The 12087-nt window shown below is 68.9% G+C and carries 8 protein-coding genes; 2 read left to right on the top strand and 6 right to left on the bottom strand.

Going from position 1 to position 12087, the window contains the following annotated elements:
* Nucleotides 1-32 precede the first annotated feature (32 nt).
* The 3 genes from STRTU_RS08370 to STRTU_RS08360 form a co-directional block, all read right to left on the bottom strand.
* Nucleotides 33-470, bottom strand: a complete 438-nt coding sequence (locus tag STRTU_RS08370) for a RidA family protein (RefSeq protein ID WP_371873574.1) — start codon at nt 468-470, stop codon at nt 33-35.
* Nucleotides 467-1048, bottom strand: a complete 582-nt coding sequence (gene nbaC / locus STRTU_RS08365; protein ID WP_159742963.1) for a 3-hydroxyanthranilate 3,4-dioxygenase — start codon at nt 1046-1048, stop codon at nt 467-469. The genes STRTU_RS08370 and nbaC overlap by 4 nt, the downstream gene beginning before the upstream one ends.
* Before the next feature lie 235 nt (nt 1049-1283).
* Nucleotides 1284-1775: an ATP-binding protein gene (locus STRTU_RS08360; protein ID WP_159742962.1), complete on the bottom strand. Its 492-nt coding sequence runs from the start codon at nt 1773-1775 to the stop codon at nt 1284-1286.
* 432 nt (nt 1776-2207) lie between these two features.
* Between STRTU_RS08360 and STRTU_RS08355 the strand changes: the two genes are divergently transcribed.
* The gene (locus tag STRTU_RS08355; RefSeq protein ID WP_308789366.1) at nt 2208-4316 is read left to right on the top strand and encodes a SpoIIE family protein phosphatase; all 2109 of its coding nucleotides are present in this window, start codon (nt 2208-2210) and stop codon (nt 4314-4316) included.
* A 92-nt stretch (nt 4317-4408) separates the two neighbouring features.
* Here the strand turns inward: STRTU_RS08355 and STRTU_RS08350 are convergent, their stop codons facing one another.
* The 3 genes from STRTU_RS08350 to STRTU_RS08340 all read right to left on the bottom strand — a co-directional run bounded on the left by STRTU_RS08350 (nt 4409) and on the right by STRTU_RS08340 (nt 10819).
* Nucleotides 4409-5773 (bottom strand): hypothetical protein, encoded by a 1365-nt coding sequence (locus STRTU_RS08350; RefSeq protein WP_246240265.1) that lies wholly within the window; start codon nt 5771-5773, stop codon nt 4409-4411.
* A 16-nt stretch (nt 5774-5789) separates the two neighbouring features.
* Entirely contained in the window at nt 5790-9146 is a 3357-nt protein-coding gene (locus STRTU_RS08345) for an outer membrane protein assembly factor BamB family protein (RefSeq protein WP_246240262.1), read from the bottom strand.
* 227 nt (nt 9147-9373) lie between these two features.
* Nucleotides 9374-10819, bottom strand: coding sequence for a glyceraldehyde-3-phosphate dehydrogenase (locus tag STRTU_RS08340; protein ID WP_159742960.1), 1446 nt, complete (start codon nt 10817-10819; stop codon nt 9374-9376).
* Nucleotides 10820-11445: 626 nt separating this feature from the next.
* Here STRTU_RS08340 and STRTU_RS08335 point away from each other — a divergent pair.
* Complete coding sequence (locus STRTU_RS08335; RefSeq protein WP_159742959.1) at nt 11446-11799, top strand: PRC-barrel domain containing protein; 354 nt, start codon at nt 11446-11448, stop codon at nt 11797-11799.
* Nucleotides 11800-12087 lie beyond the last annotated feature (288 nt).

Here is a 12087-nt window from a genome sequence, read left to right as displayed (position 1 = left end):
TCAATCCTCCTTCGGTTGGTGAGCCAGGTGTATTAACGCGAGCCCTCTGCCGGACTGAAGGCGATGACCTTCATCTCGATCAGGAGGTGCGGATGCGGGAGTTGGTGGACGGCCACGGTGGTGCGAGTGGGGCCGTCGAAATCAAAGAACTCCGCGTATGTCTCGTTGTACCCGGCGAAATCAGCCATGCTGACCAGGAAACTGGTGACATCGACGATGTCGGTGAGACCCGAGCCGGCGGCAGCGAGTATCTCTGCGATGTTCTCGATCACTGCGCGAGTCTGCGCGCGGATATCCAGCTTCACGGTGCCGAACTCGTCGGCCACCGCGCCGACATGGGTGTTGTCCGCACGTCGTGAACTGATGCCCGAGACATACACGAAGTCGCCGGCCCGCCGGACATGGGGATACCTGCCACGTGGCACTGCCTGGTCGGTGACGACGCCCTGACTGATCTGACGATGCTTCACCGCGACTCCCTCCGTCCTCCGCCGACCGCATCTGCGTGCTGCGGCATCACGAACGGCTCCGCAACGTCGTGCACGGCGCCGCAGTTCGTGCACGTGCGCAGTTCCGCACTGCCGTTGAACCGCTCGATGGTGGCCGTGACCTGGACCTCGATGTCCTCCAGGCCGAACCACGTCTCGTAGAGCCGGTCGCCGCAGCTCTTGCAGTACCAGAGAAGGCAATCGGGTTCCTGCTCGGTGCGCACCCGCTGGATGACGGCTCCCCAGGTCCCCTCGGGGCGCATCGGGCAATGCGGCACCATCGCGGGCATCAGGAAAACATCGCCCTCGCGGACGGTGACGCTCTCGGTGCGTCCGTCCTCACGCCGGTAGTCGACCCGTATGTCACCGGTGAGCTGATAGAAGATCTCGTCGCTCGGGCTGATGTGGAAGTCGTTGCGTGCGTTGGGCCCCCGGGACACCATGAAAATGAACTGGGAACCCTCCTTCCACAACTCCTTGTTACCTACCGGCGGCCGAAAGTGATCGGCATTGTCGCTGATCCAGCTCCGCAGATTGAGAATGACCGGATCAATCGCCATGCTCCACCTCTCCTTCGGGGACAGCGGCCCGCCGCACCACCTGCGACCGAGGTCGCGTGCGCCGAAGCCGGATAGCCTTATCGTCACGACCGGGCTGAGGAAGCGCTGACACCGCACTGACGGGCGGCTGACACCCGCCCCGCGGGGCCTTCCGGCAGGCACCTCTGCGGAGTTGAGGCCGGCGCCGTCGTCGTGTGAGGCACCACAGGGAAGCGACGCGGCGCCGGGTCAGGTCTCACTGGCCGACGATGCGCAGGCCCACGCGCACCCGGCGCCCCGCCGCGGTGTGACGTACCTCGGACCACTCCGTGAGGAACTCGACGATCCCCATACCGCGCCCGTGCTCGTCGCTGTTCACGCCCTCCAGGGAATGCGGCACCACAGCCCCTGAGTCGGTGACGGAGATCAAGAGCATGTCCCCGGCCCTGGCCAGGAGGACCGTCGTGTCGGCATGGCCGTGCTGTACGGCATTGACGGCGAGCTCGTCGATGACGAGCACGGCGGAGTCCCGCGCCGCTTCGGAAACCCCCCAGCGGCGGAGCACCTGCGTGGCGAAGCCGCGACACGCGCGCACATAGGTGTCGCGCGAGGGCAGGGTCAGCACGGCATGAGGAGAGCCGGTCCAGCGGCGGTCCGCCATCCCCTGGTGCAGGACGGCACGACACCGCGCCGGGCGCGATGCCGAGCCTCCCTCCCCGTAGAGGGCGTCGATCACAGACGTGTCCACGGACACTGCCGTATGGCATCCGTTACTCATCTCCGCTGCCTCCCTTGTACGCGCTGTTGCTCGGGCTGCGAATGCGAGTAATGGTTCACGAACGGGCTGATATGCCCCTTACCGCGCACTGACATGCCGACGGGGCGAAACTGCATGGCGATCCGTTCGATGAGTCCGCATCGGGCCTCAGTGCTGCGCCACCTCAAGGAGGCGCGCCCCCAAAAAACCCACAGCGACGACTCCCCGCCCCAGTGAGACCCTTGACTCAGGAGCGACTGCTACGGCTTGGCCGGTCCGGTGGGTCAGGCGGGTCAGGCGCTGCCTCTTACGGACGACGGTGTAGTGCGCATGGATATCTCCGAGGGTGCAGGTGCAGCCGGCCGTAGCCCGGGGTCGGTCGGGCCGGGGGCGGTGGGGGAGTGGTGGCATGCGGATCTGGCGATGGTGGAGCGCATTCTTGCTCTTTCGCCGGCGGGGATGGCTGTGCTGGACCGGGAGCTGCGGTTTGTCTGGGTGAATGAGGCTCTGGAGCGGCTCGGTGGCGTTCCCCGTGATCAGCGGCTGGGCAAGCGGTTGCGGGATGTGTTGCCCGTGTTGGATCTCCGGCTGGATGTCGAGGAGGTCGAGTCGCGTACGCGGGAGGTGCTCGATACCGGGCAGCCGCTGGTCGATCACCTGATACGGGGCGGCACGAAGGCGCATCCGCATCGGCCGCATGCCTACTCGCTGTCCGTTTTCCGGCTCCATGACGCCGAGAACCGGGTGCTGGGGGTGTCCTTCATGGTGCTCGACGTCACCGATCGCTGGCGGGCCCGGGACCGGCTGGCGCTGCTGAACGAGGTCGGCGCGCAGACCGGCAGCACCTTGGATGTCATGCACACCGCGCAGACCCTGGCCGACATCAGCGTGCCGCGGCTGGCCGACTTCGTCGCCGTCGACCTCCTGGAATCGGTGATCCGTGGTGACACACCGCGTCCCGGGGCGCACCTTCATCCGCCGCGGATGCGCCGTGCGGGCCAGCAGTCGATCAACGCGGGCTGCCCCGAGTCGGTCGCGGCGACCGGGGAGGCCGTGGACTTCCATCCGCACTCACCCGAGAGGCAGTGCATGCAGGACGGGCGCTCCCGTCTGGAGGCCATGCCGGGTGCGTCCACCAGTAGCTGGTTCGCCACCGACCCGGCCCGCGCCGCGAAGATCCACGAGTTCGGTTACTGCTCCCTGATCCTGGTCCCGGTCCGGGCCCTCGGCGAGGTGCTGGGCGTCGTCCGGTTCATCCGCTGGCAGCTGCGCGATCCGTTCGAGCAGGATGATCTGCTGCTCGCGGAGGAGGTCGTGGCCCGCGCCGCGGTGAGTCTCGACAACGCCCGCCGCTACACCCGGCAGCACAGCACCGCGCTGGCCCTGCAGCGCAGCCTGCTCCCGCGCAGTCTCACCGGCGGCAGCACCCTCGATATCGCCTGGCGCTACTTGCCCGCCCATGCCTCCGATGGCGCGGGCGGCGACTGGTTCGACGTGATCCCGCTGTCCGGCGCCCGGGTGGCCATGGTCGTCGGGGACGTCGTGGGCCATGGGATCGACGCCGCGGCCACCATGGGACGACTGCGCACCACCGTGCGCACCCTGGCGGACATCGACCTTCCGCCGGACGAGCTGCTGGCCCACCTGGACGACCTCGTACTGCGCCTGATCGACGAGGAGCAGACCGCCGATCCGTCGCTGACGCCCGCCGCGCTCGGCGCCACCTGTCTGTACGCCGTCTACGACCCGGCCACGCGGAAGTGCACGATGGCCCGCGCCGGTCACCCCCCTGCCGCGGTGATCACCCCGGACGGCTCGGTGAGCTTCCCCGACCTGCCCGCCGGACCTCCGCTCGGCCTGGGCGCCCTGCCTTTCGAATCCGCCGAATTCGAGGTCGTCGACGGCAGCGTCCTCGCCCTGTACACCGACGGCCTGATCGCGACCCGCGACCAGGACATCGACCTGGGCCTGACCCGGCTCCGTACCGCCCTGGCCTCCCCGGACGCGCGGCTCGACGACCTCTGCGGAACCGTCCTCGACACGGTGCTCACCGGCGGTCCCGACGACGATGTCGCCCTGCTCCTCGCCCGTACCCATGCCCTCCACGAGGATCAGGTGGCTACTTGGGAGCTGACCTCCCGCCCGTCGGTCGTCGCGGACGCCCGCGCCCTGACCGCCGAGTGCCTCACCGCCTGGGGACTGGACGGCCTGCTCTTCACCTTCGAACTGATCGTCAGCGAGCTCGTGACCAACGCCATCCGCTACGGCGACGGACACATCCGGCTGCGCCTGATCCGGCAGGACACGCTCATCTGCGAAGTCTCCGACGCCAGCAGCAGCGCACCCCGTATGCGCCACGCACGGACCACCGACGAGGGCGGCCGCGGCCTCTTCCTCGTCGCGCAATTGGCCCTGCGCTGGGGGACCCGCTACACGGCCGACGGCAAGATCGTCTGGGCGGAGGAAGAACTCCCGGACCCGGACCTCCCTGAAGACCTCCCGGTGGATGGCGCTCCGTACCGGGCGGCCTGATCTCCGTACGAAGCCGGCTGTCCTGACTTCCAAAGAGCCGAGGCGCGGCGGAGCCCCACCCGTGCGAGCCGGGTGGGGCGCGTGAACGGGGCTCACGGTGACAGGAGTTGGCCCGCCGCCAGTGCCGAGGCCAGCGTGCCGCCGGCCACCACCGCCGAGGCCGCGAACACCGGAACCCGCAGGGTCCAGGTGCGCAGCGCCCGTGAGCGGGAGAGGCGGTCGAGCAGGGCGTCACGACCGCGCAGTACGAGCAGTCCGACGCCGGTGAGCGTCAGGGCCATCCCGGCACCGAAAGCGGCCACCATCGCGAGGGCCACGGCCACCTTGCCGGTGAGCAGCCCGGCCAGCAGGACGAGGAACGCCGAGGGCGAGGGCAGCAGACCGCCGGCCGCGCCGAGCAGGACGATGCCCCGCCAGGTGAGCAGGGACGGGGCGTCGGGGATGTGGTGACTGTGCCCGTGATCACGCGCGTCACCGTGATCATGACCGTCACCGTGCGCGTGCCCGTGCTGATGACCATGCCCGTGCCCGTGCCCGTGATCACGACCACCGCCGTGCCCCGACCCGCGATGCGCCCGCCCAGGCACCTCGCCCTCACCACGCCCCCGGTGCCGCAGATGCTTGAGCAGCAGCCGTACGCCCACCCCGACCACCACCAGCGCCGCGAGCAGTTGCAGCCATCCCGTGAGCGCCGCCACGTCCGGCGTGCCCTTCGACACCAGCCACCAGCCGACGGCCAGGACCGCGACCGAGAGCGTGTGCATCACGGCGACGATCCCGCCGAGCCACACCGCGTCGCGGGGCCGGCCCCGGCCGCCCACGAGGTATCCGGCGGCCAGCGACTTGCCGTGTCCCGGCGCACAGGCATGGAGCGCGCCCACGGCCGCCGCCACGAGCAGCGCCGTCGGAAGCGCCGCGCCATGGTCCAGCAGCGACGCCAGGTCGGTGGTCCATATCCCGCCCGGGGAAGGCGAGTTGGCCTCGGCACCCGATGCACCCGATGCACCCGATGCGCCGGATACGAGGGAGAGCTCCCGGGTGGGCTCCTTCGCCGTGTGCAGTCCGCCGCCGCCCCGGTCCGTCACGGAGAGCGTGCGGTAGGCGGGGTTGATGTCCGTCAGCGCGGTGACGGACAGGCTGATCCGGTCCACCGGGTGGGGGCAGACGAAGCGGAGCTTCCTACCGGCCGCCGTCGCGACACGGCAGCGGGCCCCGTCCTGGCGTACGACGAGGTGCGTGCGCAGATATCCCGCCACCTCGCCGCCGGAATGCTTCTTCAGGACGGCGACATCGTCCTTCTGCGCGGACCAGGACGCGTCCACGACCGGACCGTGCGCCGTGATTCTGACGACGGGTGGCGTGCCGAAGGGGTGCGCCTGCGCCGTCCCCGCGCTGCCGAAGAGCAGCACGGGGACGGCGGCCAACAGGAGCAGCACCCCGGTGCGGAGTGATCGCACGGTGATGCTTCCTCTCTCAGTCCCGGCGCGCGGCCAGGGCGTGGACCGTGCCGTCGTCCGTGAGGGCGACGACCCAGTCACCGCTGACGGAGAGCGCCGAAGCCACTCCGCCGCCAAGGTTGTACGCGGCCCGCTGCTTGCCGGTGGCGCGGTCGAGGACCAGCAGACGGCCGTCCCATGTCCCCACGTACACCAGGGACTTCGTCACCAGCGGATGCATCGTGGGTGATCCCGCCCCGGCCTTGCAGCCCATGGCGACCCGCCAGGGGTCGTCCAGCGGGCTCTTGCCCGGCAGATATCCGGCCTTGGTCTCCCACACCGGCTTCGACGGATCGGACGCGCTGGTGTCATAGGCGCGTACGACACCGTCGCGGCCCGCGGCATAGGCGGTGTCGCCCCACACGGCGGGGCTGGTGAGCGGGGCCTTCCCCGGTTCACAGGTGCTGCCGCCGCCCAGCTTGGACTCCCAGGTCACCTCGCCCGTCTTCGGATCGTGCCCGCGGACGCCGTACGCCGTGAACGTCACCAGCTTCGCCGGGCCCGACGCGGGTTGCGTCAGTACGGGCGAGGAGTGACTGTCGATGTCGCCCGCGGTGTCCTTCGACCAGGTCTGGGTGCAGGTCGCGAGGTCCATCGCGATGACCGTGTTGCTCGACATGGAGTGCAGATAGGCGGTGTTGGAGCCGGGCTCGCGGATGGCGGTGCTGTGTGCCTGGCCCCAGGACATCGCGGCCTTGAAGCCGCCCGGCAGCCGTCCGCCGGTCTTGGCGTCCCGGCAGCGGATGGTGTCCGCGTCCTGGTAGACGGCGACCGTACGGTCCTTGCCGGCGAGCGGGAAGACGCTGACCGGTCCGCCCGCGCGCCCGTAGCGGCGCACGGTGTCGCCGTGGGTCTCCTCACGGTCGATCGACTCCCAGGCGACCTTCCCGTTCTTGGCGTCCAGTGCGTAGATCCGTCCGACGCCGGTCGTCAGATAGACCCGTCCGTCGTGGAGGGTCGGCACCGATTCGGCGTCGCCGTCCAGGTAGGTACGCCAGATTTCGCGGCCGGATGCGAGGTCGTACGCGAGCATCATGCTGTACGGGGAGTCGAAGGCGCGGGAGGAGACGATCAGTTTGCCGTCCGCGACCACCGAGCCGTTCAGGTTGAACTGCTCACCGGTGTGCTGGGTCCACTTGAGGTCGAGCCGGTCGCCCGGGTTGTCGCCGCTCGCGGAGCGCCCCGCCTCGTCGCGGCCCTGCCGCAGCCAGTCCTGCCCGGTCTTCGGCTTGGCCAACTGGGAGTCCGCCACGACGTCGAAGGTGCTTTTCTGCACCGGGAACGCCTTGCCCTGGGTGTCGTACGCCGTCGCCTCGGTGGTGTAGGTGCCGGGCCGCAGCCCGTGCAGCGGTGCGCCGCTCGCCCGGGTCCATGCCCCGCGTGCGTCGGGGCAGGGCTCGGCCTTGCCGCCGGGCGGGGTATAGCAGTTCTGGATGCCGGGCTCGGCGGCTCCGGTGCCGAACCGCGTGTTCGTCCGCTTCACGACATGGCCCCCGCCGTCCCGCACGGTCAGCGTGGCCTTCGCCGGGGTACGGCCGTCGTCCTCCGCGTACATCTCGACGGGCACCCCGGCCCGCGCGCCGTGGACGCTGCCCTGCGCGGGGCTGACCAGGGCGGCGTCGTCATCGACGTCGAACTGCCGGTGGATACCCGTCACATGACCGGTGTCCTCGTTGCGGGGGGTGTGCGGATCGTCGGTGATCCCGTGGAAGTCGAGCACCTTGTAGTCGGGGTGGGCGCCATCGATGCCGTAGGTGCCCTGATTGTTGATCTCGACGGCCCGCTTGAAGGCGCCGCGCCGGAACTCCGCCTGCTGGTTGTGCCCGGCCGCGACCATCCGTACGTCGTACTTGGCCAGCTCGTCGACGGTCGGCTGCATGCCCGCGCCGGGGCCCCACTGGGTGAACAGCGAGCGGTGCGCGAAGACGAACACCTGCTTGCCGACCGCGTGCCGGGCCAGGTCCTGGCGCAGCCACTCCAGCTGCGGTGCGAGCCCGCTGGCGTCGTAGTTGTCCTCCAGCACCACGATGTGGCGGCCGTTGCGGTCGAAGCTGTACCACTCGGGCGCGAGGTTGCGGCGGTAGTACTCCAGGCTGCCCGCATAGCCCTTGGACGTGGCCGTGCCGCCGAAGTCGTGGTTGCCCATCACGGGGTAGAAGGGGTGGCCCAGCCGCCCCTGCTCAAGTCCCTTGCTGAACAGGTCATACGCGCCCTGACGGCGCGGCTCCTCCGCGTAGTCCGTGACGGTCAGGTCCCCGGTCGCGATCTGCATCGTCGCCCCGTCGACCTCCGACATCGCCCGCACCTGTCCGGTCCACTGGGGCAGTGCCGTGCGGGCCTCGGCATCGGTGCGGTTGCCGACCTCGGGGTCGGAGTTCATCACCCATTTCTCGGTGGGACGGGAGGCGTTGCGGTCCGGCACGAGCGCGAAGTCGATGCCACTGCCACCGGTCTCCGGGACCTTGTGGAAGAACTGCGGAATGTAGTCCTTGCGCAGCGCCGGGGTGTACCCGTCGGGCGAGACGATGCTGACGAGATCCGTCTCGCGTCGCGCCGGATCGACCTTCAGCGTGTACGAGCCGTCGTCGCCGGTGGTCGCCCATGTGGCGCCGTCGGTGACATCGACCCCGGCCATGGGCCGCTCGCCCTTGTCCCGCTTGCCGTTGCCATTGTCGTCCCGGAAAACGCTGCCCTTGACGGTGACGGTTTCCGGAGCCGCGTCATCGGCGAACGCGGCCTGCGGCGCGAAGCAGGACAGGGTGATGACTCCGGCGGTCGCGACCTGGAAACGGCGGCTGGTGCGCAGCCCACGGAGCAGGGACGGCAACGACCGGGCGACGAGCACGAGCACGACCCCACCCGCCGCCACGAGCGCGACGGTGAGCCACGGGAACGCCGGCAGCGCATGGGCGCCCTTGGCATCGACGAGGGGCTTGTCCGCGGAGGCATCAACCGCCGTCCCGTCGAACTCGACGACGACCTGCGTCAGCCCGCCCTTCTCCAACAGCGCACTCAGGTCGAGCGCGTCCAGGTGGCAACTCCACGCCATCTCGATCACCACACCGCCCGGGACCCCACCATCGTCCCCGGGCACCCCCGACCCGGTGGCCGGACAGCCGGCCGGCAGCACCTTGGCCGCCCAGGCCCCGGCATCGGCGGCGGACACCACATCGCGGTGCACGATCAGACGGCCACTGGTGACGTGATCACCGGTAGCGACCACAAGCTCGGCATGCTCACGCGAGACATGCGCCGAAGCAGGCTGGGCACCAACGCCCAACACAAGAAACAGCAGCGCGAGACAGAGCCCGCCCGCTGTGCGTATGGGTTTCATGGCAGCGGACACTAGCCAGCATCAGTCCACTTTCATCCCGGACCGAACTACTTTCACCGGGGCGTCCGCAAGAGTTCAGCTGGGGGCGGCGATGACTGGGTGCCCATCCAGTGGCGGAAGGGCAACCGGCCGCCCACCGGCACCGGTTGCCCCCACCGCACCGCCCTCCGTCGCCCCGCCTGCCGGGGCGACGGATCGGACAGCTCGCCGCGATCAGCTCGTCTCGATCAGGCCGCCGGGGCCGGGTACGTCGGGTATTCCACGCCGGAGACGTGCTGGACGACGCGGATGACCTGGCAGGAGTAGCCGAACTCGTTGTCGTACCAGAGGTAGAGGATGGCGTTGTCGCCCTCGACCTTGGTGGGGCCGGCGTCGACGATCGAGGCGTGGCGTGAGCCGATGAAGTCGCTGGAGACCGCGTCGGGGGCCGTGGTGAAGTCGATCTGGCGCTTGAGCGGCGAGGTCAGCGAGACGTCGCGGAGGTAGTCGAGGACCTCCGCGCGAGTGGTCTCGCGCCCGAGCTGCAGGCTGAGGATCGCGATCGAGACGTCCGGCACCGGCACGCGGATCGAGCTGCCCGTGATGGTCGCCTGGAGGTCGGGCAGCGCCTTGGCGACAGCGGAGGCGGCACCGGTCTCGGTGATCACCATGTTGAGCGGCGCCGAGCGGCCGCGGCGGTCCGAGTTGTGGTAATTGTCCAGCAGGTTCTGGTCATTGGTGAACGAGTGGATGGTCTCCACATGACCGCGCAGGACGCCGTACTCGTCCGCCATCGCCTTCAGCGGCGGGACGATCGCGTTGGTGGTGCAGGACGCGCAGGACAGGATCTGGTCGTCCGGCTTGATCATGTCGTGGTTGACGCCGTGCACGACGTTGGGGACGTCGCCCTTGCCCGGTGCCGTCAGGACGACCTTCTCGATGCCGGGGCGGAGGTGCTTCGAGAGGCCCGCGCGGTCGCGCCACTTGCCGGTGTTGTCGATGAGGATGGCGTTGTTGATGCCGTACTCCGTGTAGTCGACCGTCGTCGGGTCGTCGGAGTAGATCATCTTGATCTCGTTGCCATTGGCGATGATCTTGCTGTTCGCCTCGTCAACGGTGATCGTGCCCTGGAACTGGCCGTGGATGGAGTCACGTCGCAGCAGCGAGGCGCGCTTGACGATGTCCTGGTCGCCGCCGCCGCGGACGACGATGGCGCGCAGCCGCAGGCCGTTGCCGGAGCCGGCCTTCTCGATGAGCAGACGGGCGACGAGGCGGCCGATGCGGCCGAAACCGTAGAGCACGACGTCGCGCGACTCGCGGCGCTCGATCTTGTTCTCACCCGTGGCGCCGGCGACGGCCTCGGCGGTGAACTCCTCCACCGACAGGCCGCGGTCGTCGGTCCGGTAGGTCTCGGCGAGCAGGGCGATGTCGATCTGGGACGGGCCGAGATCGAGTGAGGTGAGTGCCTGGAGGAACGGCATCGTCTCGGTGACCGACAGCTCCGTACCGGCGATCTGCCGGGCGAAGCGGTGGGTCTTGAGGATGCTGACCACCGACTTGTTCACCAGGGAGCGGCTGTGAAGCAGGACCGTGACGTCCTGCTCCCGGTGCAGCTTCCCGATGATCGGGATCATCGACTCCGCGATCTCCTCGCGAGTCTTCCAGTTGGTGAACGAGTCGTCATTGACAGTCACAGGCTTATCTTTCGAGCTAGGCGGTGCTCATATGGTACTGCCCCGCCACTTTAATCATTCAAAGGGTCCGGCTTTGAGGGGGATGCAGGGGGTGGTGGCGTGGAGGCGCGGGCGGGGTAAATCGGGGCAAGGTGGCGTAAAGGGTTCGTGGGGCGGGTCCGGGTGTGACGTCGGTGACCCCGTCTGTGTGGTGCTGCTCTTGGGAGGGCACCGGCCGGATGCTTCTGCGCGTCGGCGGGCTCGCTGATCTTGCGGTGCTTGTGGCGTGGGGGAGTGCGCGCCAGGTGTTGCGCCGGGTCCGCCATTGGCGTGGTGGGTGGGAGGGCTTTCGTCCCGTCGGGGGCGGTGAATTTCTGTGTGGGTGGACGAGGGGTTGGGGGATTTCTGGCCTGCCTGGGCTTGGGCTTGCTTGCTGAGAGGTGGTTGGGGGTGGGGCGATGTCTGCCCGGTAAAGGGTTCGGGGTGGGAAGGGGAATCAGGCGGGTGCTGTTTTGGGTACCGGGTTCGGGGCAGCAGGGCACTGTCGGGTTGACCGGCGAAGCGGAGAGGCTTCGTGCCTGATTCCCTTTGTGGGGGAGTGGCGGCGAGGCGGATTCTGGTTTTGCGTCGCGTGGAAGGGATGTCGTATGAGTGCCAATGTCTGGGGATACCTTCCCGATTCCGGGTACCGGGCGGGCACGGACCTTGCGGGGTTCAGTGTCGAAGCTGTCGATGGAGGCATCGGCAAGGTCGACAAGCATTCTGATGAGGTGGATTCCGCGCACTTGGTCGTCGATACGGGGCCGTGGATCCTCGGACGGCGCGTTGTGCTGCCGGCCGGCGTCGTGACCGGCATTGATCAGCAGGAGCAGAGGGTTTACGTGGGCCGCACCAAGGACGAGATCAAGGGTGCGCCCGAATTCGAGAGTGCCGGGCAGGAGAGCAATACGGATTATCTGCACCAGGTCGGGGTCTATTTCGGTGGATTTCCTTTGGTGTGAGGGGTGTTGTGGTTGCGGCGGTGCGGTGCGGTGCGGGGCTGCCGGGGTTGGTCGCCAGGGCGGGCTGCCGCTTAGGGGCGGCCCCTTCGCCCGGCGCTGCCTGGTGCGCACTGCCCTGCCCGGCCCGTGGGGTTCTGGTCCCGTGGCGTATGTCGGGCGCAGCCGGTGCGTTCGGCGGTGTCGTTCCTGTGACGTCCTTCACCGAGTCAGGTGCGGCCGGTTCCGCTGCGGGCTGTTGATGATGAGGTCAGGGGCGTTGTCGGTGTCTCGGTGGCGAGTCGTGGAGTG

The organism is Streptomyces tubercidicus (assembly GCF_027497495.1).
Taxonomy (GTDB): domain Bacteria; phylum Actinomycetota; class Actinomycetes; order Streptomycetales; family Streptomycetaceae; genus Streptomyces; species Streptomyces tubercidicus.
The sequence above is the reverse complement of the archived record's forward strand: the minus strand, read 5'-3'. Positions and strand labels throughout refer to the sequence as shown.

Coding starts and splice junctions, on each gene's coding strand:
- STRTU_RS08335 (WP_159742959.1), top strand. CDS start 11,446: ATGAGTGCCAATGTCTGGGGATACCTTCCCGATTCCGGGTACCGGGCG.
- STRTU_RS08355 (WP_308789366.1), top strand. CDS start 2,208: ATGGTGGAGCGCATTCTTGCTCTTTCGCCGGCGGGGATGGCTGTGCTG.
- STRTU_RS08345 (WP_246240262.1), bottom strand. CDS start 9,146: ATGAAACCCATACGCACAGCGGGCGGGCTCTGTCTCGCGCTGCTGTTT.
- nbaC (WP_159742963.1), bottom strand. CDS start 1,048: ATGGCGATTGATCCGGTCATTCTCAATCTGCGGAGCTGGATCAGCGAC.